This is a genomic window from Clostridioides sp. ES-S-0049-02, from assembly GCF_020658465.1.
Classification (GTDB): domain Bacteria; phylum Bacillota; class Clostridia; order Peptostreptococcales; family Peptostreptococcaceae; genus Clostridioides.
On sequence record NZ_JACVWG010000009.1, the window covers coordinates 32,003 to 58,918 of the forward strand.

Consider the following 26,916-nt stretch of genomic DNA (forward strand, 5'->3'; position numbering starts at 1 on the left):
AAGTAAATTGAATCTTTATATAAAGCATGAAATCAGAGGTCGTATACGTTTTGATTTACAACTTGGTAAATTGAATAACAAACAGGCAGATACTCTACTATATTATTTGACTTCTATAAATGGTGTTACCAAAGCAAAGGTTTATGATAGAACTGGTGACGCTGTTATTTATTACACAGGTGAAAGAGACTATATAATAAAAGAAATCACTAAGTTCAGTTTCAACAATAGCGAAATAGAAAAACTAGTCCCTGAACACACTGGTAGAGAGTTAAATAATTACTACAGAGATAAATTAGTAAATAAGCTATTTATAAAGAGTGTATCTAAGATATTTTTCCCAAAATATTTAAGATTTTTTTTTATAGGACTTCACTCTATAAAATATTTCAAAAAAGGTATATCTTCTTTACTAAATAAAAAGATAGAAATTTCTGTTTTGGATGCAACTGCAATAGGTATCTCCATTTTTAGGAAAGACATAAATACAGCTGGGTCAGTGATGTTTCTTCTTGGTATAGGCGAATTACTAGAAGAATGGACTAGAAAAAAATCTATAGATGATTTAGCTCAAAGCATGTCATTAAATATTGAAAAAGTATGGTTAAAAAAGGATGATAATGAAATTTTAGTCCCAATTTCAGAAATAAAAGAAAACGATTTAGTTAGTGTAAATATGGGAAATATGATTCCATTAGATGGAATTATTGAATCTGGTGAAGCAATGATTAATCAGGCCTCTCTTACAGGTGAATCTCTTGCAGTTAATAAAAAAGAAGGCTCTTACATCTATGCTGGAACTGTAATAGAACAAGGTAATATTGTAATGTGTGTCAAAGAAAAGGCTGGTACTACAAGATTTCAAAAAATTGTAACTATGATTGAAGAATCTGAGAAACTTAAGTCTTCTGTAGAAGGAAAATTTGAACATCTAGCAGATACCTTGGTTCCATATAGTTTTTTAGGAACGCTATTTACTTATGCAGTTACTAGAAATCCTATAAAAGCACTTTCTATTTTGATGGTAGATTTTTCTTGTGCGTTAAAGCTATCTATTCCTATTTCTGTATTATCAGCTATGAGAGAATGTAACAATTATAATATTGCTGTAAAAGGTGGGAAATTCCTTGAAAATGTTGCCTATGCAGATACTATTGTATTTGATAAAACAGGCACATTGACAAAAGCTCAACCAACAGTTGCAGATATAATTACCTTCCAAGATTATAATAAAAAAGATATGTTAAGACTAGCTGCTTGTCTAGAGGAACATTTCCCACATTCTATAGCTAATGCAGTAGTTCATGAAGCTGAAAAACAAGGTCTCAGTCATAAGGAAATGCATACAGAAGTAGAATATATTATTGCACATGGTATTTCAACAAAAGTCGATAATAAAAAGGTTATAATAGGTAGTAAACACTTCGTATTTGAAGATGAAAAATGTATTATACCAGATGGCGAGGAGTATAAATATAATAATCTTTCAGACGAATATTCTCACCTATTTATGGCAATATCAGGAAAATTATCAGCTGTTATTTGTATTAATGACCCTTTACGAAAAGAAGCTAAAGATGTAATTTCAAACTTAAGAGAATATGGACTCAAAAAAATTGTAATGATGACTGGTGATAGTGAAAAAACAGCTAGGTCTATAGCTAGTAAAATTGGAGTGGATGAGTATTATTCAGAAGTTCTACCAGAAGACAAAGCCAATTTTATTAAAGATGAAAAACTAAAAGGTCGTAAAGTTATTATGATTGGAGACGGAATCAATGATTCCCCTGCTATATCTGAGTCAGATGTTGGAATTGCAATGAGTGAAGGTGCTGAAATAGCAAGAGAAATTTCAGATATTACTATATCAGCAGATAATTTAAATAATTTAATTACTTTAAAACAGATTAGCAATAAACTTATGAAAAGAATTGGTTTAAGTTCTAAGTTTATTATTGCTTTCAACTTAGGTTTGATTTTTCTTGGTGTAGGTGGATTTATTAGACCAAGTACATCCGCGTTTTTGCATAATGCTTCTACTGTTGGAATAAGTTTAAACAGTATGACAAATTTATTAGATAAACCTAATACTTATAACTACAATTAAACCCCCTTGTATAACACATTTATACATAAAAAATTTATAATTCATATTAAAAAAAGCACTTTTAAACAATTAAACAGTAATATTTAAAAGTGCTTTTTTGACTAAATTTCCATAATATTTCTACTTAACTACTAAAAACACCCTTCCTTAAACCTCACTTAAAACCGCTATATTTCAATTAATCTCTGTTCATAGCATTTTAGTTCATTTTGTTTTAGATAGTTAAATTCAGACTCTACATAGATACCACAACCAATAAACTCAATTGTCAGATTTGGTATATTCTCTTTCAGTATACTCATCTGCTCATATATAATTTTTTCCCACAAATCAGCCTGTAATATAGAGAAATACTTCATAATTTCTCCATTGTTATCCATATCCTTTTTAATTTCAGACCAGTTTTTTAACAAAACGCCTCTTTTATCAATGTATCCAAGTTTTTTAAAGCTCTCTATACTCTGATTCCATGCATCTTTGCTACTCTTCTCAAAATATGACTCTAGCTTTTTATTCTGCTCACTTGTCAATAGGTCATAAGAAAGCTTCTTATTAAAATGTGCTTTCAAAGAAAGCTTAGCCATAGAATATGGGCTTCTACCAGAGTTTAATCCCGCATTTTTAAACTTTTCTATTCCTTTATCTTCTATTGAAGACCATATAGAGTTTACTGAATCTGAATCATCATCTTTTTTATATTTAACATCCAAGCCATGTGTAATATCGATATAATTTTGTGGAAATACATATTGATAGTGCATATCTTTGTTATCATCATATAGAGAAAAATATCCTTTATCATATAAATGCATATGTACATTTATTTTTAAACTATCATCTAAAATATTTCGTCTAAGATTAGGTATATTTGCATAAATAGTCACATATTTCATTGCATCATAGTTTTGATTTAGTGGAATTTCAAAGCTAATTTCTTCTCCTGTCAAAAGCTTTTTCACTTCTTCTTCATTACAATCATATAAAGAAAATGTATTTTCAAATCCCACACGTGATTTTCCTGCTAAACTTCCTGCTAATGGTATTTTCAAAATATGATTATCTGTCTTTTGCCATTGATAAGTATCTTGAACTAAAAACTCTTTAATTTGTCTATTCTGTTCCTTTGCCTGCTTTAACACCTCATCTTCATTTTCTGTTATCCCTACATGACATCTATTTAAGATATTTACTATATTGCTTCCAAATGGAAATGTCCATAATTGAAAAGCTGCTGCCTCCAATTGGCACAAATATCTAATCTGATTCAATTCAATTTGATGAATAAGCTTTTTCTGATACTCATTCATCTGGTTACCACTGTCTGACATTTGATAAATCAGTTCTCCCATTGCAAGATTATCTTTTTTCTTGTCAATCTTATCAGTAATAATAATCTGAGCATCCATCATATCCTGTACTTTTTTGAAAATCCCAGAAATATCCTCTGAATTTTCCATTTTCAAGATTTCAAACTTCTTAATTAATTCAGTTAGGACATCTTTCATTTTTAGTCTGCTTATTTCATTTTCAAAAATATCCTGATTTTTAACTGTAGTATCAAATCCGTCTACAAATGGTATAATAGATTCTTTCAATGTTTTATTTTTGAACTCTTCCATCTGAATATTTAAATTATCTAGTTTTTTAATATTATCCTCTTTTGACTTAATCGCATCTTTAACTACTTTTATTTTATCTTCAAAGCTAGCTTTTACATTTAGACAATTATTAACACTACTAATTGCTGTATTAATAAAAGAACAACTTGCACTACCAATGCTTAATACATTTTTAATAGTTGCTGTTTTTTGCTGTCTTTCAATAGATGCTTTACACTTCTCTAGTGCAACCAATTTATCTTTTTGTTGTTTATTACTATAATTTGCTTCCAACATACCCATTTCTTTTTTCTGAATGCTTGTGTATATTTTTTCATATTCGCCTTCATCCAAGCCATTTTTTGCTACTGCAATGTCATTTTCTTTCCCTTGGTAGTCATTATTATCTAAGGACTTAGTCATAATCTCTTTAATTTTATTAAAATTATCTCTCTTTCCATCATCAACACCGACTAATTTATTTGTCATTGCTCCTAAAGCATTCTTTCTATCTTCATTTAACTGAGTTCCAAGGACAAAACTCATACCTTCAGAATCTATTTTGAAATCTGAAAAATTAACCATTCTGTTAGTCCATTGATACTCTTCTTCCTTAGCTGAAAGATTTTCTTTTAAAGATTTTGCACTATCAAAAGCTCCTAAGCACGCTTGACCAATACCACTTAATGATGATAGTAAACTCAACGCACTCTGTATTCCAGAAAGAATTAGTTGTATTTTCATCTGTTCTTGAAGTTTTTCCTTCTTTTCTTCTAGTTTCTTTATATCTTCTTTTTCATCTTCTTTTATCTTTAGAATTTCTTGAATCAAAAGATTCATTTTTGCTCCAACAGAAAGCATTTTATTTTCAAGCTCTTTTTTCAAAACTTCTATCTGTTGATTTCCTGAGTTAATTTGAGTTAGAACACTTTCCTTATAGGTATTGAAATATGCTTCTTTTAATTCATCTTTCTTTCCTTGTTCCAATTCTTTTAAAGTCTTCTCTAGATAATCTGTCAGAGTTCGAATATCTGTAACACGATTTCCTCCAATTTCATCTTCCTCTATCATCTGCATGTAAAATGCTGCCTTCTGTTCTAATGCAAATAAAATCATACTCCATTCACTAAAACTCTGATTTTCTTTTACAAAAGCTTCTATTCTATTAGACTGCATCAATTTATTTATAAGGTAGTCATAAATCTCTTTTGCTTCTTGGTAAAACGCTTTCTTAATATGCATATCATCTAAAGAAATTACTTCTTTATTTTTCTTATCAAATTTATAATACTTCTGAAGAATTTCTCTATTTAACTGCATTTCCACTTTCTCAACTGCATTAAAAATCTCATAAATATGCGAAATTTCTAAAATATCAGCTTCTAAAATTCCTACTGCACATAAAAGTTTAAGATTTCTATATCCTTTACTTCCAGAAAAACCAAATCTTTCAAAGAATTGATAGAAAAATGTATCCATTGATAGAGAATACTCTTGCTTTAACAATTCGTTTTCTACTAATGACTTTCCAGGATTTCCTTCTTTTCCCTGTGCTCCATCTAGACCTGAGTCTGCAAGCTTTTTAATTGTCCAGTCCTTGTGTTTTGTATAAAGATCATCTAATGCCTTTCCATCATCTGCTGTTTCCTCACTATCTGAACCACTCCCTATCACATATCTATCAAAATAGTAATAGTTTATGTCACTATAACCCGTTTTACCAGAAATTCCTGTATACATTCTTGCTTCTTCAAAAATTCCGCGGATTCCTCCAAGACCCCCAGCTCCACCTTTTCCTCCAGAACCGCCTTTTCCAGCTAAGCCATGTCTTCCGTCTATTTGGCTTATAGAACTTTTTAGAACTGTTGCTTCTCCAAGGAGATAAATCTGTCCAGCCTTACTTCCAAGACCAGCATTTCCACCATCTCCACCTGTTCCTCCAGTATTTCCTTGTTTTCCTTTTTCTGCTTCTATTATATAGTATTTTGCACCTTTTTCCTCAGCAAACTCTTTTTTCTCTGGTTTAGAGCCTAGTTTTGCATTTGCTCCAGCTACTCCAGATGCTCCTGTTTCTCCTACTTTTCCATCTTGACCATTTCCACCTTGTCCACCGTCAGCATAAAGCTTAAGTTCGCCTTCTTTTTGTATATGTTTAAAAGATATTAAAATATCGCCTGAGGTTCCTGCATTATTTCCGACTCTTCCATTCATTCCGTTATAAATAGAACTTTCTCCATCCAATTTTTTTGCGTCATTTCCAGAAACATTAATTGAATAAGAACCTTTTGGTATACATAATCTTTCAACTAATAGAACTATATTTTTACCTGAGAAAACATCCTTCTTCATATCACAATCTATTTTTAGCTCACACTCTCCATACATATATATAGATGATAATTCATTAAGTTTATAGCCAGATATTATTTTAGTTAAATCTGATAAATTCACTTTAGGTACAGGAATATATATAGAAAGCACTTTATCTTTTTCATATGATTTTATATATGTACAATTTTGGATTTTTTCTCTTCTGTATTCTGCATCTAGAAGCTTCTCAGCTTCTTCTTGTTCCAATTCCTTCTCTGCTATCCAGTATTTAATACATTTTAATGTATCTTCCAGTGTTGTATTTAATAATGACTTTAATAATTCACTTAGACCGACAATATTAGTTTCTTTGCAGTAACTATTTAGCTCTAGAACAAGGTGTATTTTTTCTAATATATTTACTTTTTGCACTCCATCACCATAGAAAAGCCCTTGTACAAACTCCATAAGTTCTTCAATACTATTTGTTTTACATAAACTCTGATACATTTGTTCCAACTGAGATTTTTTTTCTTTTAGATTTTCTATAGAAGATAAAATGGAAATAGAATCTTCTAATGCCTTTTTTACACTTTCTATATAAGGAGCTAGAAGTTTTTCTAGTTCTTTATATGTTGTGTCAACAGCTTTTTGTATCTCCATTTTACAAGAAGCAGTAAGCATTAATCCCATATCAGTTTTCTTGAAAGTAGTTGGAAGTTTTTCTAATTCTCTCAATAGATTTTCTGGCTTTGTGTCTAGTGGATTACACAATTCTATAGAAACATTATCTGCTAGTACCACATTTAACAGATATACCAGTTCCTTATAACCTTCATAATATTTTTCTTGGCTATCTAGGTCTTCTTTTACTTTTTTCAGTATATTTCTAACTTTCTCTTTTGTCACGCTACCACTAAGTGGCTTAGGTATTTTATTGATAAGAAAGAAAAAATTTTCCTTATACTGTGTATATTCATTAAACATATCTTTTAAGTTTTTAGCTGTATCAATTAACAGTGTATGTCTAGAGTCCAGTAAAGACTGGTAGTCTAAAATGACTACTATACCTTTTACTTTTAAAGATGCAGATATAGTTTCTCTTACAAGCATTGCTCCTGCAATCATATACTCTGCTCCACGATTATCAAAAAATCCAGGACAATCGCATAAAGAAAATGCTTTATTTTCAATATCTACAACTTCTGGGCATAAAGTCTTAGAATATACACCATTACCAATATCAACTGCTGAATCTTTAGCTGTGATGTACACTTGTCCAGTTTCCGCATCTGTTTTTTCTTCCATATCACAACCTTTTAAATAGTTGATACAAGTGCTTTTTCCAACCCCTGAAGCACCCAGGAATAACAAAATCGATTTTTCTTTTAAATTGTATCTTTCCAGTTCATTCCTTCCATTTTCCAAAAGATTTATGATTCCATTATACAATTCATTTGACATATATCCATCCCTTTCTATACTTCAGCACAATAGTTTTGATATTTCTCTTTAACAAAGCTTTCTTCAACTTTTAAAACTGCTGTTGATTTTTTATAATTTGGATTATTATATCCTCCAGATTCTCCTCTATCTCCATAATCAGCATACTCTCTTGATGGACCTTCTTTTCCTTTTTCCCAACTTCCACCTTCAAGAGTTATACGATAACTAGTAATACTAGTTAGTTTATAATCCCAACTTTTAAAATATCCTGTATAGTATACAGTAGAATCTATAGCACTTGGAGAGAATGAAAGTGTATTATAACCATGATGACCACCTTTTCCTCCACTTCCACCAAATCCTGGTCTTCCATCTGGACCTCTTTCTCCATCTCTTACTGTTATATCACAACAACTGATTAACTTCTCTCTCTTTTTATCTGAATCTGCCAAGAAGTAAATATTTCCTTTACTTCCTCCATTTCCACCTCTTCCAGCATTTCCTCCTTTTTCTCCTTTTCCTCCTTTTGCACCACTTGTTCCTTCTGCAAAATAACCTTTAAACATTTGTCCATAGAAATAACTTGTATATCCTGCATCACTTCCATTTCTACCTGTGCTTCCAGCCACACCATCTTTACCATCTGTTCCTCTTGAACCATTTCCTCCATTTGCTATTAGTGTAAGGCGATAGTTTCTAATTTCTTCTTTAATGTACAAATAAATATTTCCTGCATCTCTACCATCTTCACCATTGATTCCATATATAGAATTATCTATAAGATTTCCACTCTTTCCACTTACATTAATCTTAGAATTACTACTTACATCAAGATTCTCACAAGAAATAATGATATTTTTTTCTGATGCAAAATCCATTCCAAGATTAGTATCCATATAGATAGTGTCTTTAGCTAAAAACATAATTGTAGAGACATCATCTCCCACGTTTCTATTTCTAAAAGCTTCTAAAGCACTGCTAATTACCAAGTTTTTAATTAATGCTTTAACTTCTATTACCGTCTTTTCTTTAAGTATAAATGATTTTATTATAAATGGATTTAAAATATATTTACTTACAAGATTTCTAATTATTTCATTTCCTTTTTCTCCATATGCATTTAATCTTGTTATATTTGCTTCTAATTCTTCACTATTTCTATCTGTAAGATTCTTTAAAATAGGCTCAAAATCACGTTTACTATATATGTAGTCTGTTTTATTTGCAACTTCCATCAATTTATCTCTATTTGATAATGTCCATACCTGTTTTTGTACCTCATAAGAAACTAAAATCTCTTCTATTTTCTTTCTTATAATAATAAATTTTTGTTCCATTATACTTTTACTTGTTTTTTCTATAATAGATTCCATATATACAGAAGATAGTGAAATTTCAGCATTTCCATGGTCTGTATATTTATTTAAATCTTTAATTATATCTAAGTTTCTTCTTATCTCATTTTGTAATTTTATACATGTGTCTTCCAAGAATAATCCACTTTCTCCTGACAATAAATTGATAAATTTATCTAAAGTAATACTCTCTGCATTAACTGAACTTTCTAACCAGTTTTTAAATATGTCTACTACTCTTTCATATTTTGACATTTCTTGAATCATTGTTACTCTTTCAACCTTCTTAATAAAGTCTTCTGTATATTCTTTGACATAAACTTCTAGTCTAGATACTATACTACTTTGAATATCTTTTATTAATGTATCTAAAACTAATCTTGCATCTGCACTGATTGGATACTGGAATGCTGATGTTTTATCTTTTACTTCTTCTAATTTTATTACTTCTTTTAATAATCCTTCTCTTTGCTCTGCTTCAAGTGGTTTACAAAGATGAATATTTTTTCCTTCTCCTTTTAGCAATTCTTCAAATAACCAAGCTTTATCTTTTATATTATTTTCTGGACTTTCACACAATTGTTCGTATTTTTTTCTAATCACATTATATATTTGTTTTTCTGTTCTTCCTAAAAAGCTTTTAGAAATAAAGAAAGTAATACTTCCTCTAAAATTCTCTTTATGAAGACACATATTTAATTGTTGAAATAAATCAAGTACTTTTGTAAGTCTAGCCTCTAATATATCTGCTTCTGGTATTAGTACAACTACTCCACATATAGATGCAGAATTTCTAAACACCTCTCCTAACGAAACTGCTGCACTAATGTCATGTGCTACTCCTCTGTTATCACTAAATCCTGCAGTATCACATAATTTTGCATCCATTCCTTCTACTTCTCTTCTCATATCTACAATATTTGGATACAAAGTTTGTGAAACAGCTCCTGAACCAATTTCTGCAACAGGGTCTACACATTCAATATAGGAGATACCAGTATCTTCATCTTCTACTTCCTTCATTTCACATCCTGCAAGATAATTAATTGCTGTACTTTTCCCACAACCTGTGCCTCCAAGAATCAAAATTAGATTCTTATTTATAGCTTTATCTATTGCTACTTTTCCTTCATCTAGTAGGATTTTGATTTCTTCTAAAAGCTTATTTTTTTCTCCCATGTATTTTCTCCCTTTTTTATAAAATTTTTTAATATAAAAATAACTGTGCTTGTAAAATAAAGCCTTTACTAACACAGTTATTTTATTTTATATATCTAATTATATTTTTTATTTTATATATCTAATTACATGTTCTACTTTTTTCTTCACAAAGAAGAGCTTTGAAAATCATAATTTCTGCTAAATAATCCTTAGGAGCCTTTGTAATTGCAGTAGCATTACAAATAAATTTTAAATTTGTACCTGCTACAACTTAAGTAGCAACGATAAGTGTTTCATAATCAACATCTTTTAACATTCCTACAGCTTAATTGAATATTTCTACTTATTATTTTTCTACTGGTCTAAATTTTGACCATCCTCCACAATAAATATTCATATAACAAACCTCCTTATATGCTTAAATTTATTTATATAATAGTACGAATTTTCTAAACATTCAACACAAACTGTGTAACTAGTCGATAAAAGTGCATAACTGGACACATAGTCATCATAAAAAACTTTTAAAGTCAAATTTATCTAATTAAAAATAATATAATACAAAAAAACAGTCAATCTATTAAAATCAACTGCTCCATAAAGTGAATTTTTACTTATTATATTTTACAAAGTTTACACATTTACATGTGTCCCTTTATACAAAACTAATGTTGCCACTCCTATAAGTATCATGCCCATAAAAGCAGGTGTCGCATGACCAAGAAATACATAGATTTGACCTCCAATGATAGGTCCAATTATTCTTGCTAAAGATTGAATGGATTGACTACCACCTTGAATCCTCCCTTGCTCACTAGAATCGACAGACTTGGATAGCATCCCATTGAATGAAGGTCCAAAGATAGAATCGCCAAAACCAAATATAAACATTCCAACAATAAAAATAGGATAGAACGAAAACAAGGCTGATGTTGCAATAAAACTGTAACCTATAATCTCTGAAACCATTCCAAGAATTGCTATCTGTACATCACTAAGTTTTTTCAAAAGCTTTGGCATTATAAAACCTTGTGAAATGATGTCTTGTATACCCATAATTGAAAATACAAGTCCAATTAGTGCGGGTTTCCAATTGAAAGTGTCTATTGTAAATTGTGAAAAAACTGACTGTAAAGACCCATTTGGTATCCAAAGTAAGAATGCTGATAAAAGTAGTCTTTTTAAGTTTTTTACAGAAAGTACATTTGCAAGCTGTATAAATGGATTTAGCCTTGCAAGTGTAATCGACTTTAATCTATTCTTCTTATCAAGGCTCTCAGGCATATACAGGAATCCATAAATAACATTAAGTAAAGTTATTATTGCTCCAAAATACATGGGTACAGAATAACCAAACTTAGCAAGTAATCCACCTACAGTTGGACCAATAACACAGCCTACACCTGAAAACGCACTCACCCATCCAAAGTATTTGCTTCTATGTTCTCTAGGAGTAATATCTGCAAAATATGCGAAGATAGTGCTTATGCTCCCACCTGTTACACCTTCTATTATACGTCCAACAAATAATACCCATAGAGCTCCTCCTATTCCAAAAACTAAGTACCCTATTGCAGAACCCAAAAGGCATAATAAGAGTAATGGACGACGTCCATATCGGTCACTCAAAGCTCCAAGCCCAGGAGCTGCAAAAAACACACAGATTGCATAAACAGAAGTTAGCATTGTAACAACTATAGCTTGTTCTTCTGGACTATTTGTATAAGGTTGCACTAAGAATGGAACGACAGGTGCTATGATAGTGAATCCGATTCCGCAAAGAAACGCAGATATAAGACCAAATATCAAAGCCTTTTTATCTACAATTTGTTCTGTATTCTGTTCATTGTTTGATTTAAATATAAACACTTAAATTCTCCTCTCAAAAATTATAATTTTGTTTCCTTTAGAAACATATTTCTTTTTTACTTTTTTACTTTTTTACGTCTTTACTTTTTTCATTATTTTATTTCCCTAGTAGCATGTTCATCTTTTATCATTTCGCCTCATTTGGAGGTATATTCCCATATTCGTTTTTTGATTCCTTGGAAACATATTTATAGTATCATTTTTTTGTTTCCTTGTCAACAAAATAGATAACAATAAAAATACAGCCTATTCTCAATAGAGTTAGGCTGTATATGATTTCATTTTCATTATTCTGATTTATTCTACTTTAATATTATCCCCTGTTTTTTTATTTCTTCATCCAAATGTCGGTTATAATTTTCGACAAAGCTAATCATACTGTCAAATTGTTCATCAGTTACCTGCTCAAATACAACTTTATCACGTTCTTGAAACTCTTTATGAAGTTCCTCATGGATATTATAAACTGTTTTACCTTGCTCAGTAAGTCTAAAATAGATTTCTTTTTTATTATCAGGCTTCTGGTAACTTTCAATAACACCTTTTTTTATTAGCTTTTTAGTTACTTTACTTATGGCACCTCTAGTCATATAAAAGTATTCTGCCAGTTTTGTCACATTGCAGTCTACATTTCTTCCAATGTATTCAATGCAATGTACTTCAGAAGACTTATAACCCTTGAGACTCTCTTCCATCTTAAATTTATTAAGCCAAACAGTCTTATTTAGTAAATCTCTAAAACCCATCATGACCTGTTCTTCTTTATTCATGGTATATATCCTCCCACCCATTAGTGCATTAACAATATTATATTAAACTTTTGTTTCTATTTCAACAATGTTAAAATAATTCTTTTAGGAATCGAACTATATAAAATAAAGAGATAGAATCATCTAATTTAGACCTACATTTAATTTTATACTCTGCACCATACTTAGATATTAAATTTTTCTTAAATTCATAACTTTAAGTTACTTTATTGAATAATAAAACTTATATGAAATACTTGCTGTTACAAGGATGCAACTCAACATTGACAAAAAACATAGTGAGATTAATAGTATGTAACCTGTATATTTGTTAAAATTTTAGAATAAAGATTGAGGAGGAAAATAAAATGGATATATCTACAATAAGAAATCATTATATTAAATTATTTATATGTATTTTTTTATTTTTCAGTGATATAGTTTTATTTTTTCCGATATACTACTTATATAGAATAAAATTCATTAAATTACCACTCTTAAATTAATCATCTAATCTTTTTATATAACTCTTATTCGAATCATAATAGCACAGATAAAAGCATTGAATTCTAGTTAGAATTTCAAGAATTTTCTAACTTTAATTAAATATATTTTTAGGTGGAAAACAAATGAAAAAAACTAAATCAAAGGTATTAAGTTTAACACTAGCAACTACTTTTTTCGTAGCAACAACAGCAAATTCATATGATATGTGTGCAAAATCTTCAGATATGGACATGGGTAAGAAGTCATAGCTTATGTATTGCAAAAACTGTGATTTAGAGTTTGACGATACTACAACTATATGCCCCAAGTGTAACCACACTCTAACATCTCATAGACAAAATTTATCACAGATATCTATGAAAAATAAAGTTGATGAATTCAAGCTAAATAAAAAAGTTAGAAATGGAAATATACTAACAAATATAATTATTTTGACATTAATAATTCATATAATACTTATTCTTTTCATGCAAATCCATATTGAAGATTATTATGATATTTATATTAAATATTGCCCTACTGCAATATCTGGATTAGTTTTAGTTCTTTCTCTAAAAAGAGGAGAAAAAAGGTTCACCCTAATTAGAGTGAACCTTTTTTATATCTATATAATTTATACAAAATCTATATCCTGATTAAAACTTCATTATTTTCTAGAGCTATATAAAGCTTTAAAAATCAAAATATAAAGTGGAAAAAATTAATTTCTCCACTCTATCCAATATTACTAGTATAATCTACAGACCCTTAACATTTACTACTACTGCCTTAGGTCTAGTCATAGCCTCAATTGAATACTTAACGCCTTGAGTTCCCATTCCAGATGCCTTTACCCCTAAAAATGGGAAGTGGTCTGGTCCCCTCTCAGTCTTATTATTTATTTGAACAGTACCAACCTCAAGCTTATCAGCTATATAAAAAGCCTTATCAATATCACTTGTAAATACTGATGATTGAAGCCCATACTCTGATTGATTAGCAATTTCAATTGCTTCATTTATATCTTTAATTCTTATAATTGGAAGTACTGGTCCAAAAGGTTCCTCCCAAGCAATTTTCATATCAACACTTACATTATCCAATAATGTTGGATAAAATAAATTATTTTTTCTAACATTACCTGTTATTAATTTAGCCCCTTTATGCAATGCATCATCCACTAATCCTTGAACAAAATCAGTTGATTTGTTATCTATAAGAGGTGTAATAACTACTTCATCCATTGGATTCCCAACTGTTAACTTCTCTACTAACGGTTTTATTTTTTCAACTAGCTTATCAGCCACACTATCTTGAACCAAAATTCTCTTTACTGCCGTACATCTTTGACCTGAATATGAGTAAGCTCCAGCTACTATGTTTTTAGCTGCAAAATCCAAGTCGGCATCTTCTAATACAATAGCAGCATCTTTTCCACCAAGTTCCAATAATAACGGAACCATTTTAGATATTTTAGATATATGTTGACCAACTTCAGTACTACCAGTGAAATTTATAAAGTTGATTCCCTTATGAGTTACAACATAATCTCCTATTTCACTACCTCTACCTGTAATTGTGTTGAGTACACCATCTGGTATACCAGCCTTTCTCATAATTTCTACTAAATGAAGTGCACTAATAGCTCCTTGTGTAGCAGGTTTTAGGACAACTGCATTTCCACCAATAAGTGCTGGTGCAATTTTTGACATTGATAAATTTACAGGATAATTAAATGGAGATATAGCTAAAACAGTACCCAACGGAACTCTTGAAACATAAGACATCTTATTACGTGTTCCACCAGGGAAATTGTCACCACTAATAGCCTCACCTTCCATATTCTTTCCTACATCTGCTGTGTATCTCAAAAAATCTGCTGTTCTTTCAACTTCTGCTCTTGCAGATTTTATATCTTTAGCTATTTCAAGTACCAATATATTAGCTATTTCATCCATATTTTCTAGCAATAAGTCAGCTGCTTTATGAAATATATTAGCCCTCTTGTATACAGGCATATCAGCCCATACCTTTATACTTTCTTTTGTATTTTTAATAGCTTCATCTACTTCATGCTTTGTCATAGATTGTACTTTTCCAACAAGTGAGTTATCTATTGGTGAGTAAATTTCTATTGGTTTTTTTGAATTGGATTCTACCCATTTCCCATTTATTAAATTTTTATATACATTTTCTTCGGTTTTAAGTTCATTAAACATATTTTTATTCCTCTCTCTGATATAACATTATGTATTTAAATTATAGCCATTTATTTGTTATGTAAACATTTCTTTTTCTCATAAACGTTTACCTTTAAAAAAAATTTTGTAATCCTTATTTTTTGTATTTTAAATACTGTTTTAATTAGAAGTAGCTTTTTAATTTAAATACCTATTTTTTAATATGTCTCTGTAGTTTAAGTACTTATTTTAATGTATTTTTATTTTAAATAATTCCTCATCATTTCATACTTAAGTTTCTTACAAGATATAATTACACATATCATAATGTCAGCAATAATAGAACATATTATACAATTAAAAGAACATTATTTTGTTAATTATTGACCCTAATCTACCTATGTGATATAATTTAAACAGAACATTATTCTGTTTTAAAAAAGAAACATCACGAAAAGAAATAAAAAGCTATCCAAAATCCAATTTTTTAGTAAACACACTTTTTCATAAAATAATGGAGCGTTATATAAAGAACTGTCCAGGCAATGATAAATATTTTACAGTTTGGGATGATTGTATTTCTTGCGGATTATGTGCTAAAGTATGTCCCTGTAAAACAATTAAATATGCCAGTTATCAAATGCACATACATAGAACCAATAACCTATAAGGTCATTCCTTATGGCTATTGGCTCTTTTCATATAACTGCCTCTACTATAATACTACTTGCAGATTGTAGCAAAAAACCGTTGTTTGTTAACAAAATCATGCTTGACAAATTCATAAATGGACAATACTATATATGTATAACTAAAAAAATATTTTAAGTCATACATATACATACTTATGGAAAGGATTGATAAATATGGCTAAAAGCTTTACAGAAGTTGAAAAAAACAATATAAGAGAAAGATTAATTTTAGAATGTGAAAACCACTGGTCTAAATATGGATATAAAAAAACTAATATTGATGAGCTTTGTTCAAAGGCAGGAATTGCAAAAGGCTCTTTCTACACATTTTTTGATTCAAAAGAAAAGTTATTTTTTGAAGTATTAAATGGAATTCAAAATAGACTTATATCATCACTATACGAAATCTTGAATAGTATGCCTACAAAAGAAGGATTTGTAGCATCTTTAAAGATGTTATATCGCTTATATGATAAAAATCCATTTTTATATGCTCCCAGAGATCATGATTCTATTGCTTTTTTAAACAAATTACCTAAAGACATGGTTTCAAAGCTTGAACATAACAATATACAAAGCTTCTATGATTTAATTGAAAAGTATGATTTTAAACTAAAAATAGATAAAGAAAAAGCCTTTGGTGTTTGTAATGCTCTATTATCAAGTCTACTGTTAAAAGAAGATATTGGATATAACTATTTTGAAGTATTCGATTTCATGATAGAGAATCTTGTAGATGATATATTTGAATAATATGATGTGCTAATTTTACTAGATTATATAAGTAAAATAAATGATTATGTAGAATATGTAACTAGTAGAATAGGTAACTATAAAATAAATTAAATAGACAAATTAAGTGAATTACACAGCAAAAATAATAAATTTTGTTTTTCTGCTAAAATTCCTTTAAAATTCTTTTGGGAGAGTCCATATGATTGAACTAATACAAAAACTAAACGATATTATATATAAAATAAATGAAAAATTAAACATACATACAAAACTTGTAGACCCTAGTAGTGAACTTATGCCTTTCTACTCTACTCTATCTATAATGTTTGCTATATTTTTAATAGTGTTAGGAATTAAAATAAAAAGAAAACTTCTAGTAGTAATTGCTGTTATAACAATTATTATAAATGTTTTAATAATCTTAGATAGGTAGGTGTATATATGACAAAATCACTAAATACTTTCAACAAAAACTTCAACTTAATGGTATTAGGTCAAATAATTTCGCTGTTTGGTGCCTCAATACTTAAATTCGCTTTATCCTTGTACATACTTGATATGACAGGAAAAGCTGGAATATTTGCTACGATACTTGCAGTATCTTCAATTCCAATTATAATATGTTCCCCTATTGGTGGAGCTATTGCAGATAAATTTAATAAAAGAAATTTAATGGTTATTTTTGATTTTTCAAGTAGTTTAACTGTTCTAGTCTTAGCATTATTTTTATTTAACAATAAAGGTTCAATACTGATTGTAGGAATTATCATGACTATACTTTCAATAATAAGTACGATGTATCAACCCACTGTTCAGTCGAGTACACCTATCCTAGTTGATAGTAAAAATTTAATGAATGCAAATGGTGTTGTAGCTGGAGTTGCATCTCTTACAAATATCGCTGGACCTGTACTAGGTGGTGTTTTATATGGAATTCTTGGAGTTAATGCTATTGTAATTATCAGTTGTATAAGCTTCTTTTTATCAGCTATTATGGAAATGTTTATTCATATGCCTTTTGTTAAACAAGAACAGTCTGATAATATCATAAAGTCTATCTTTAATGATATAAAAGATGGTGTTGTCCATATATGTAAAGAAAATCCTACTCTATTAAAAATATTGTTTATAGCAATGGCATTAAACCTCTTTTTAACTTCAATGATAATTGTAGGTATACCATATATAATAAAAATAACAATGGGTGCTAATGATACCTTATATGGTACTGCACAGGGAGCAATATCATTTAGTTCACTAGTAGCTGCTATAAGTATTGGCATGTTCTCTAAACATATAAAAATTAGTAATTTATATATGTACCTTTGTGTATGTGCACTAATGTTTATTCCAATGGCATTTTCGGTATATCCATCTATACTACAAACAGGGTTGGTAGCACCATTTTTAATTCTTGTAATATCCTCTATGTTAATATTTTTCATGACAACAATTATTTCAATATTTGCCATAACAATAACTCAATTAGAAACTCCAAATGAACTGTTAGGAAAAGTAATGGCGATACTTTTTGCAGGAACAGCTGCTGCAATGCCTCTTGGTCAGGTCATATATGGCAAACTTTTTGATTTATTATCAGATAGAGTTTACATTATTATCATAGGAGTTGGTATAGTTATATTCTTTATAGCAATTATTTCAAAAATAATATTAAAAGACAAAAGTGCTAAGTACAGCAAATAGAGATTTTATTATATTCTAATTGTATTTTTTACAAATAATATAAGCAGAATATTTATATTCATAGATACATTATGATGTTTGATTTTAGTCTTAATTTTACAAAATATACAAAACTATACGACTGTAGCATAATATATGAATGTGTCATATATACTGATAAAATTTTAATTTTCACTAATTTCTGAATTTAAATGCAAAATTATGCATTAGTGTGTTGACGTATTGGAAATTGATTGATATAATCAATGAAAAATAAGCTTTATAAAAATTCAAAATATTCAGCTAGAGGAGTGATAGTAATGAGTTACATGCCAAATTTAGAGCAAGCATGGGAAATCTTAAAAAAATACAATAAGGAAGAATTTCATATAAGACATGCTCAAATTGTATCTGGTGTTATGAGATATTATGCAAAAGAATACGACCCTGAAAGAGTAGAATTTTGGGAAATCGTTGGACTTTTACATGACTTAGACTTTGAGATGTATCCTGAAGAACATTGTGTTAAGCAAAGAGAATTAATGACTGAACTTGATTTAGATAAATCAATAATTGATTCTACTGTAAGTCATGGATATGGATTGACTGGCTCAGACGTTAAACCAGAGCAATTTATGGAAAAAGTTTTATTTGCTGTAGATGAACTTACTGGATTAATTGGTGCTGCTGCAATAATGCGTCCTTCAAAAAGTGTATCTGATTTAGAATTAAAGTCTGTTAAAAAGAAATTTAAAGATAAATCTTTTGCTGCTGGCTGTTCTAGAGATGTTATAAGAAGTGGTGCAGAAATGCTTGATTGGGAACTTGACAAACTTATACAAACAACTATAGAGGCTATGAGAAGCCTAATTCCAGAAATGGAAATATAGGCTATCATACATATAAAGTAAGTATAATAAAACCAAATTAAATACTAGAACAACTTTATTTATATAGAGTATCTGATTATGTATTTATCGATTTAATAGTTTCACTAATAAGCAGTTACGTTGATACAAATGTTTTGTTGATTTTATCAATATAACATAACTTTAGTTGCAATAGAAGTTACATCTCTAAAGAGTTTTTCTCCTTTCGATGCAACTTCTTTTTTATGTTATTTTGTCTACTGATTCCACCCCTGTTATCTACTTCCAGCCACATTACCTCTAAATCTCAGACTTTATATTTTAAAACTCATTCTATGTACAACTCACTATATGTACAACACACTATTTTTACAACACACTATATGCATAGCTCACTATATGTATAATTCACTATATAACACACTAATTTAAATAGATTCTTATAGGTAATAATTAAGTCTATTATCTTTATAAAATTATATTATTTACTCATGACACATCAAATTATATATTAATTGCTTTTTTTACATTCCTAAGTGGTATAGAAATCTTAACTACAAATTTTTTATCATCATATTCAATTACAACGTTTCCTCCATATTTATTTACAGAATTTTTTATACTTTTTATTCCTAGACCATGAAGTGCATCTTTTTTATCTGTTACAATTTGTCCGTTCTTTGTGATAATTTCATTTACTTTAGTGTTTTCCACTCTTATAAGATAAAAATTTTGTAAAACATCACCTTTAACACAAATTACTTTACTCCCCTCCTCAATTTTTTTACATGCTTCAATTGCATTATCTAAGATATTTGAAAATATATGACATACATCTATTAATTCAATAGCTTCACAGTGACCAAAATTTATTCCTATTTTAAGTTCTATATTATTTTTATCACAAACTTCTTTCTTCTCACTCAATATAGCATCTAAGATAAAATTACCAGTATTAAATAAAATATCATTACTTTGAATCTCCATCTGTAAGTCATCTAAATATGAAGTAACATCAATACCTTTTTTAACCATAGTTTTTATACATAAGATATGATTTTTCATATCATGACTTAATAATCTAGTTTTTAAATGTTTCTTTTCTATATCCTCATAATATTCATTTTTATTATGTAAAACGTTTTTAATCATATTATTTTCTGCTATTAATGCATTATACTCTTGTAATTTTTTAGCAACTAAAATCAAGATAATACTTGATAGAAGTAACATGATAGAGATTATAAGTAATTGATAATTATGTATTAAACTACCACTAGTTTTAGGATTAAATATGTATTCAAAAATAGCAAAGAAAGACGCTATATTGGCAATTATAGGTATAATTACATATGTTAATGTCTTTTTATTTATTTCTATATTCAATTTTATTTTTAATGTCTTATATAAAAATAAAATTAAAAGCAAAATTGTCTTTCCAGATACAATTGACTCAATTCTATATATATTTTCTGTTAACATTTGGCTCATATCATCTATTGAATTAATCCAAATTGTTAAAGACATGCTCAAAGCATCTATACCCATTAACAACATCCAATACATTAAAGATATTAGTATGGCTTTTGTAAGCCTTACTCTATATGAAATTTTGTAAAATGCAATCATAATCATCACAGATATAATTACTCTTATATTTGGAATTACGTCAAAGAAATAAAATATATTAGCAAAAATAATAATACCTATCATGTAAAGATTTATTCTTTTATTGGAAATTTTTTGTATACTTGTGTAATCTAGTATTTTTTTACAAACAAACCATTCTATGATAAAAGACATAGCAATGAAAATATTCCAAAACAAATTTGACTTTATCATAATATTTTCTCCTAGTGTATTAATAATTTAATTTTTAAAATTTTCCATATAACTTAATTATATACGACTCTACACCTGTAGTAAATACCTTGATAGAATTATCCTAAATAAATTGAATTTTATTTTATTTTTTAATAATATCATTACATATGCTAATATATTTAAGCATTCTTCCTTCTTCCAATTTAATAACAACATCATTTCTCTATAAATAACTATAAAAGTACGTTTTTCATATGATTTAGTATGTAATTCTCTCCTAAAACGATATAAAACTGTAAGAATTATAATAAAATAAATTTTATCACACGAAATACATTGACAGGCGAGGTATATAAAAGTATTATATACTTAAACGGAGGTGATGTTTATGAAAATCGCATCTGATATGATAAGAGGTCATACAGAAACAATTATCTTAAAGCATTTACTTGAAAAAGATAGCTATGGTTATGAGATTAATAAATCTATATTAGAAAAAACACAAGGCTTGTATGAGTTAAAAGAAGCAACTTTATACACAGCCTTTCGTAGACTTGAACAATCTGGTGCAATAACATCTTATTGGGGTGATGAGGCTACTGGTGCTAGAAGAAAATATTATTCTATAACAAGCGAAGGTAGAGAAAAATATAAAAAAAGCCGTGAAGAATGGGATAATACAAAATTGTTAATAGACACATTAATTTAGGAGGTGAAAATATGTTAGATAAAATACATGATTATATTGAACAAAGCTTTACAGAAGTTAAAGAAACAAGAAAGGTCAAAGAACTTAAAGATGAACTATTCGAAAATCTAAAAGAAAAATACAGCGACCAAATACAAAATGGTAAGTCAAAGCAAGAATCATATAATTCAGTAATATCTGGGATTGGAGATTTATCTGAATTAATTGAAAGTGTTAAAGAACCATATTTTATGTCTTCTGAATTAATTGAAGAAAGAAAAAAAAGAGCTTTGAGAGTATCAATAGCAATTGCTCTTTTTATAATAAGTCCATTTTTAACTGCTGTTTTAATTGTAAACTTGGGTATCCAACCAACTCTGGCTAGTCTTCCAATGTTTATATTAATAGCAGTTGGAACAGGTCTATTAGTCTACAATGGAATGACAAAGCAAAACTATAGTCCATCTGATGATACTATTGTAGAAGAATTCAAAGAATGGAGAGTAAAAACTAAAAGTACAAATCTTGCTTATAAATCATTTATGAGTGCATATTGGATGATAATAGTTGGCATTTTTTTAATTGTTAATATATGTTTTGATGCTTGGAGCTTTTCATGGATAATATTCATAATAGGTGCTGCGGGAATTCATATAGTCGAAGGTGTACTACAATTAAAAGACGCGGAGGAGGATGATAAATATGAATAAAAAATTTTTAAAAATAAAAATTATTGTTTGGAGTATTGTGGCTATAGTATTTTCTATAATATTTATTATTTTCCTTACAAATACTATTACTTCATCTAAATATGATGTCAAAGATTTGATTAAAGGTTCAGTTAAAAATGAAAGTTTTTTATCCTCTAATAAAAATTATGATAAGTATATAACTGTTAAAAGTGAGAGTTTTTCAAATAAAATAAATAATATTGATGTTGACTGGATTTCAGGTGAAGTTAGAGTTTTAAAGAGTGATTCTAATAAAATCAAATTAATTCAAAAAGCTCCTTCTAATTTTTCAAGGAAAAAGATTGCAAAAATAAAGGTTGATGGTAATACCCTTTCTATCATTGATAATTCTGCAAAAAAATTCTTCATTGGAATTGGACTTCCAAAATCAACAGTACTTGAACTATATTTACCTGAAAAATTATATAACAATATAAATGTATCTACTACTTCAGCAGATATATATAGTACTTATCTTAAAAGTAACATGGCGTATATTGAATCAGTTTCAGGTAATATAGAAATGTATGGTAAGATTGACAAAATGACTTTAGAGACAACTAGTAGCAATATCAACATAAAAAAACTTGATAGTAAAAGTGTTACCTGTAATTCAATATCTGGTAAAATTCAACTTTCTGGTAAAACTGACGATTTGAAGATAAATACAACAAGTGGAGATATAGATTTAGAAAATATGGACAATAAGAATCTTATATGCGAATCAACTTCTGGTAAAGTTAATATAGAGGGTAAATTTTCCAATATCAAATCTGAGACAACTAGTGGAGATATAAAAATTAATTCAAGTGCAATGTTGTCTTCTTTCAAATGTGATACTACTTCTGGTGATATTGATTTGTATATTCCTGAGAATTCAGGATTTATCTTAGATTTTAGTAAGGTCTCTGGTAATTTAAATAGTAGTTTTAAATTACTTCAGGATGGCGATTCATATGTTTATAAAAATGGGACTGCAAAGATGTATGTGGATACTACAAGTGCCGATTTAAATATTATAAAAAATAACTAACAAAAAATAGCGATATTAAAGCTTTGTATAAACTACATAAAGATAATATACATTAAAAAGTTATATAAATTACACGAAGATAAATCTTTATATCTTATAAGCAAAAATTAGAGGCACATTATCATAAAAAATATGACTAAATGTGCCTCTAATTATAATTATTTATTCACAAGATACTTATCTATACAGAAAATATCTATCTATACACAAGTTAACATTTTATATATCAATTAACTTTATTTTATATATTAGTTTTGAATAACACTTTCTCTTGACTCAATTTCTTTTGAAATACTAGCTATAAACTCATCTAATTTAATACTGCCTATTTCACCTTTATCTCTTGATCTTACAGAAACATTATTTTCAGCTACTTCTTTTTCACCTACTACTAACATATAAGGAACTTTTTCAAGTTGAGCTTCTCTTATTTTAAATCCAATTTTTTCAGCTCTATCATCTAATTCAACTCTTATACCTTTATCAAATAATACTTTTTTAACTTCATTAGCATAATCCATAAACTTATCAGATATAGGAAGTATCTTAACTTGAGTTGGAGATAACCAAACTGGGAATTTGCCAGCATAATGTTCAATTAATATACCTATAAATCTCTCTATACTACCAAAAGCAACTCTATGAATCATAACTGGTCTATGTTTCTCACCATCTTGTCCAATATAAGTATTATCAAATTGTCTTGGAAGTTGCATATCTAATTGGATAGTACCACATTGCCAAGTTCTTCCTAAACAGTCTCTTAAATGGAAGTCTATCTTAGGACCATAGAATGCCCCATCACCTTCATTTATAGTATATGGTAGACCTAACTCTTCTAAAGCTTCTCTTAATCCATTTTCAGCTGCTTCCCACTCTTCTTCGCTTCCCATAGAATTTTCTGGTCTTGTAGATAATTCTAGATTGTATTCAAATCCAAAAGTCTTGTAAATACCATCTATTAGATTAGCTACACCTTTTATTTCATCTTTGATTTGTTCTGGTAACATGAATATATGTGAATCATCTTGAGTAAATGCTCTAACTCTCATTAATCCTTGTAATGCTCCAGATAACTCATGTCTATGAACTCTACCAAGCTCTGCAACTCTCATTGGGAAATCTCTATATGAGTGTAATTGAGAATTGTAGTAAATTAATCCACCAGGACAGTTCATAGGTTTTATAGCATAATCCTCGTCATCTATTTTAACTGTATACATATTCTCTTTGTAATGATACCAGTGACCTGAAGTCTCCCATAATTTTCTGTTTAATATAATTGGAGATTCTATTTCAATATATCCAGCTTTTCTGTGTATTTCTCTCCAGAATTTTAATAATTCATTTTTAAGTTCCATTCCTTTTGGTAAGAACATAGGGAATCCAGGACCTTCATCAGGTATCATAAATAAACCTAATTCTTTACCTAATTTTCTATGGTCTCTTTTTTTAGCTTCTTCTAATAAGTGTAGGTACTCTTCTAAATCTTTATTTTTTTCAAAAGAAGTTCCATAGATTCTTTGAAGCATTTTATTTTTTTCGTCACCACGCCAGTATGCACCTGCTACACTTTGTAATTTAACAGCTTTAACCTTTTTAGTAGATGGTAAATGTGGTCCTCTACATAAATCAGTAAAATCACCTTGTTTGTAGAAAGATATTATTTCACTTTCAGGTAAATCAGATATAAGCTCTACCTTATAATCTTCTCCTTGTTCTTTCATAAGTTCTAAAGCTTCATTTCTAGGAAGTTCAAATCTTTCTATTTTTAAATCTTCTTTAGCTATTTTTTTCATTTCAGCTTCTATTTTTTCCAAGTCTTCTGGAACTAATCTATGTTCTAAATCTATATCATAATAGAATCCATTCTCTATACTTGGCCCTATAGCAAGTTTTGCTTCTGGGTAAAGTCTCTTTATAGCTTGAGCTAACATATGTGCTGATGTATGTCTAAAAACGTCTTTTCCTTCTTTATCTTCAAATTTAAATAAGTTTAAATCACAATCACTATCTATCATGTGGTCCAGACCTACAACCTCTCCGTTCACAGATGCTGCTACCACATTTCTAGCTAATCCTTCACTAATGGATTTAGCCACATCCATAACAGAAAGAGCATTTTCAAATTCTTTTATTGAACCATCTTTTAAAGCAACTTTAATCATTGTTTTTTCCTCCTTATTGAGATAATTTTTAAATTTTTTGTAATAAAAAATCGCCCCAAATATATTTGGGACGATATTAATTCGCGGTTCCACCCAAGTTGGTGTATACAAATATATACAACCCTCTTGATGACTATAAGGTAGTCACCCGAGCACTTTCACAAATCGTGTAAAACAAATATTGCTAATAAGCTCAGCTCCAAGGTAGTTTTCAAATAGACCTATTACATGGGTTTTCAGCCATAGACCCAGATTCTCTGTGAATGGTTTCCACTCTACTCTTCCTCTTCAACACTATAATTTTTGATATATTTTCATTATAACAGATAGTCATACATCAATCAACATTAATGTAATATATTAATTACCCATTATTTTTCATCTCAATCAATTTTAAACTAATATTCTTATATTTTATATTAATTTAATCTTTTGATTTATAGTAATATTATAATATTTTCACTAATTTTAAATTTTTAAAGCATATCTACATGCATGATAGATATAACTAGATAAATATAGTCACTAATCCTTGAACTATACCTATTAAGAAACCTAATACAAGACCTAAGATTTCTATATGTTTTAATTCATTTTTAGCTATTCTTATGATTATTTCTTCTAGTTCATATAAATCTAGTTCATTAATCTTATCTTCGACCATTTTTTGTATATCTATACGCTCATTTGCTTTATTTATTATATTTTTGCTCAATTCATCTATGCTCTGTTTCACTTCAGATTCAATTATATCTCCTAAATAGTCCTGAATCATGTTCTTTATACTGCTTGGTATAAATGAAACTTTCTCATGTATGATAATTTTCACCCTTGCTTTTATGTATCTTACAACTTCTTCCTTATCTTCGTCAGTAATGATATTTGCAAGTATTTCGTCCATTGAAAGAAATTCGTTTTGAATTATTTCACCTACATTTGCTGCTATTTCTGCTCTTCTCTTTGGTATAAGACCTACTATCTCTATATTTAAAATAGGTATCTTAATAGGTACTATTGGTCTAAATATCAGTCTTATAGCAACTACATTTGTGACATAACCTATAAATCCACCAATAACAGCTAATATTAGTATCCTAATTAAATTATCCATTATAAAACTTCTCCTTATCAATTGTATATTTGTTAGCTATATTTTATCTTTAATAACTCTAGTTATATTATAGCTTTATATACAATTATAAGTCTTTCGTGTCGATTTAAAAAGAATTTTT

General features: G+C 28.7%; 18 protein-coding genes and 1 other annotated feature. Of the genes, 10 read left to right on the top strand and 8 right to left on the bottom strand.

Annotation, left to right across the window (positions count from 1 at the left end; translation table 11 throughout):
• The first annotated feature begins 7 nt into the window (after window positions 1-7).
• Window positions 8-2,107: a heavy metal translocating P-type ATPase gene (locus tag IC213_RS15810; protein ID WP_227433579.1), complete on the top strand. Its 2,100-nt coding sequence runs from the start codon at window positions 8-10 to the stop codon at window positions 2,105-2,107.
• Between the two features lie 167 nt (window positions 2,108-2,274).
• Here IC213_RS15810 and IC213_RS15815 read toward each other — a convergent pair whose 3' ends face one another.
• The 4 genes from IC213_RS15815 to IC213_RS15830 all read right to left on the bottom strand — a co-directional run bounded on the left by IC213_RS15815 (window position 2,275) and on the right by IC213_RS15830 (window position 12,637).
• The gene (locus IC213_RS15815) at window positions 2,275-7,479 is read right to left on the bottom strand and encodes a GTPase (protein ID WP_227863262.1); all 5,205 of its coding nucleotides are present in this window, start codon (window positions 7,477-7,479) and stop codon (window positions 2,275-2,277) included.
• 14 nt (window positions 7,480-7,493) lie between these two features.
• Window positions 7,494-9,995, bottom strand: a complete 2,502-nt coding sequence (locus IC213_RS15820; protein WP_227863263.1) for an ATP-binding protein — start codon at window positions 9,993-9,995, stop codon at window positions 7,494-7,496.
• Between the two features lie 615 nt (window positions 9,996-10,610).
• Window positions 10,611-11,846 carry an MFS transporter gene (locus tag IC213_RS15825; protein WP_227863264.1) on the bottom strand — a complete coding sequence of 412 codons (1,236 nt, stop codon included), beginning with the start codon at window positions 11,844-11,846 and terminating at the stop codon, window positions 10,611-10,613.
• Between the two features lie 302 nt (window positions 11,847-12,148).
• Window positions 12,149-12,637, bottom strand: a complete 489-nt coding sequence (locus IC213_RS15830; protein WP_413927311.1) for a MarR family transcriptional regulator — start codon at window positions 12,635-12,637, stop codon at window positions 12,149-12,151.
• 587 nt (window positions 12,638-13,224) lie between these two features.
• Here IC213_RS15830 and IC213_RS21060 point away from each other — a divergent pair.
• Window positions 13,225-13,350, top strand: coding sequence for a hypothetical protein (locus IC213_RS21060; protein WP_255606096.1), 126 nt, complete (start codon window positions 13,225-13,227; stop codon window positions 13,348-13,350).
• A 489-nt stretch (window positions 13,351-13,839) separates the two neighbouring features.
• On the opposite strand, the gene IC213_RS15835 is transcribed toward IC213_RS21060, so the two are convergent.
• Window positions 13,840-15,300, bottom strand: a complete 1,461-nt coding sequence (locus tag IC213_RS15835) for an NADP-dependent glyceraldehyde-3-phosphate dehydrogenase (RefSeq protein WP_227433587.1) — start codon at window positions 15,298-15,300, stop codon at window positions 13,840-13,842.
• Between the two features lie 475 nt (window positions 15,301-15,775).
• Between IC213_RS15835 and IC213_RS21390 the strand changes: the two genes are divergently transcribed.
• The 5 genes from IC213_RS21390 to IC213_RS15860 all read left to right on the top strand — a co-directional run bounded on the left by IC213_RS21390 (window position 15,776) and on the right by IC213_RS15860 (window position 19,261).
• Entirely contained in the window at window positions 15,776-15,931 is a 156-nt protein-coding gene (locus tag IC213_RS21390; RefSeq protein ID WP_227834794.1) for a 4Fe-4S binding protein, read from the top strand.
• 196 nt (window positions 15,932-16,127) lie between these two features.
• Window positions 16,128-16,706, top strand: a complete 579-nt coding sequence (locus tag IC213_RS15845; protein WP_227433588.1) for a TetR/AcrR family transcriptional regulator — start codon at window positions 16,128-16,130, stop codon at window positions 16,704-16,706.
• Between the two features lie 181 nt (window positions 16,707-16,887).
• Entirely contained in the window at window positions 16,888-17,121 is a 234-nt protein-coding gene (locus tag IC213_RS15850; protein ID WP_227483080.1) for a hypothetical protein, read from the top strand.
• A gap of 8 nt (window positions 17,122-17,129) precedes the next feature.
• Entirely contained in the window at window positions 17,130-18,392 is a 1,263-nt protein-coding gene (locus tag IC213_RS15855) for an MFS transporter (protein WP_227863265.1), read from the top strand.
• A gap of 299 nt (window positions 18,393-18,691) precedes the next feature.
• Window positions 18,692-19,261, top strand: coding sequence for a hydrolase (locus IC213_RS15860; protein WP_227433591.1), 570 nt, complete (start codon window positions 18,692-18,694; stop codon window positions 19,259-19,261).
• A 483-nt stretch (window positions 19,262-19,744) separates the two neighbouring features.
• Here the strand turns inward: IC213_RS15860 and IC213_RS15865 are convergent, their stop codons facing one another.
• A complete protein-coding gene (locus tag IC213_RS15865; RefSeq protein ID WP_227863266.1) occupies window positions 19,745-21,082 on the bottom strand; it encodes a sensor histidine kinase in 1,338 nt (445 codons plus the stop codon).
• Between the two features lie 370 nt (window positions 21,083-21,452).
• Here IC213_RS15865 and IC213_RS15870 point away from each other — a divergent pair, with 370 nt between their 5' ends.
• Genes IC213_RS15870 through IC213_RS15880 form a run of 3 tightly spaced genes read left to right on the top strand, consistent with a single transcriptional unit; the run spans window position 21,453 to window position 23,516 of the window.
• A complete protein-coding gene (locus IC213_RS15870; protein WP_227433593.1) occupies window positions 21,453-21,773 on the top strand; it encodes a PadR family transcriptional regulator in 321 nt (106 codons plus the stop codon).
• 11 nt (window positions 21,774-21,784) lie between these two features.
• Window positions 21,785-22,462: a TMEM198/TM7SF3 family protein gene (locus tag IC213_RS15875; protein ID WP_227433594.1), complete on the top strand. Its 678-nt coding sequence runs from the start codon at window positions 21,785-21,787 to the stop codon at window positions 22,460-22,462.
• Entirely contained in the window at window positions 22,455-23,516 is a 1,062-nt protein-coding gene (locus IC213_RS15880) for a DUF4097 family beta strand repeat-containing protein (RefSeq protein WP_227824634.1), read from the top strand. The genes IC213_RS15875 and IC213_RS15880 overlap by 8 nt, the downstream gene beginning before the upstream one ends.
• Window positions 23,517-23,764: 248 nt before the next feature.
• On the opposite strand, the gene thrS is transcribed toward IC213_RS15880, so the two are convergent.
• Together thrS and IC213_RS15890 are read right to left on the bottom strand one after the other, a co-directional pair.
• Window positions 23,765-25,684: a threonine--tRNA ligase gene (thrS, locus tag IC213_RS15885; protein WP_227433596.1), complete on the bottom strand. Its 1,920-nt coding sequence runs from the start codon at window positions 25,682-25,684 to the stop codon at window positions 23,765-23,767.
• A gap of 63 nt (window positions 25,685-25,747) precedes the next feature.
• Window positions 25,748-25,985 (bottom strand) — a binding site (T-box leader).
• Window positions 25,986-26,192: 207 nt separating this feature from the next.
• Entirely contained in the window at window positions 26,193-26,795 is a 603-nt protein-coding gene (locus IC213_RS15890) for a DUF445 domain-containing protein (RefSeq protein ID WP_227433597.1), read from the bottom strand.
• Window positions 26,796-26,916 lie beyond the last annotated feature (121 nt).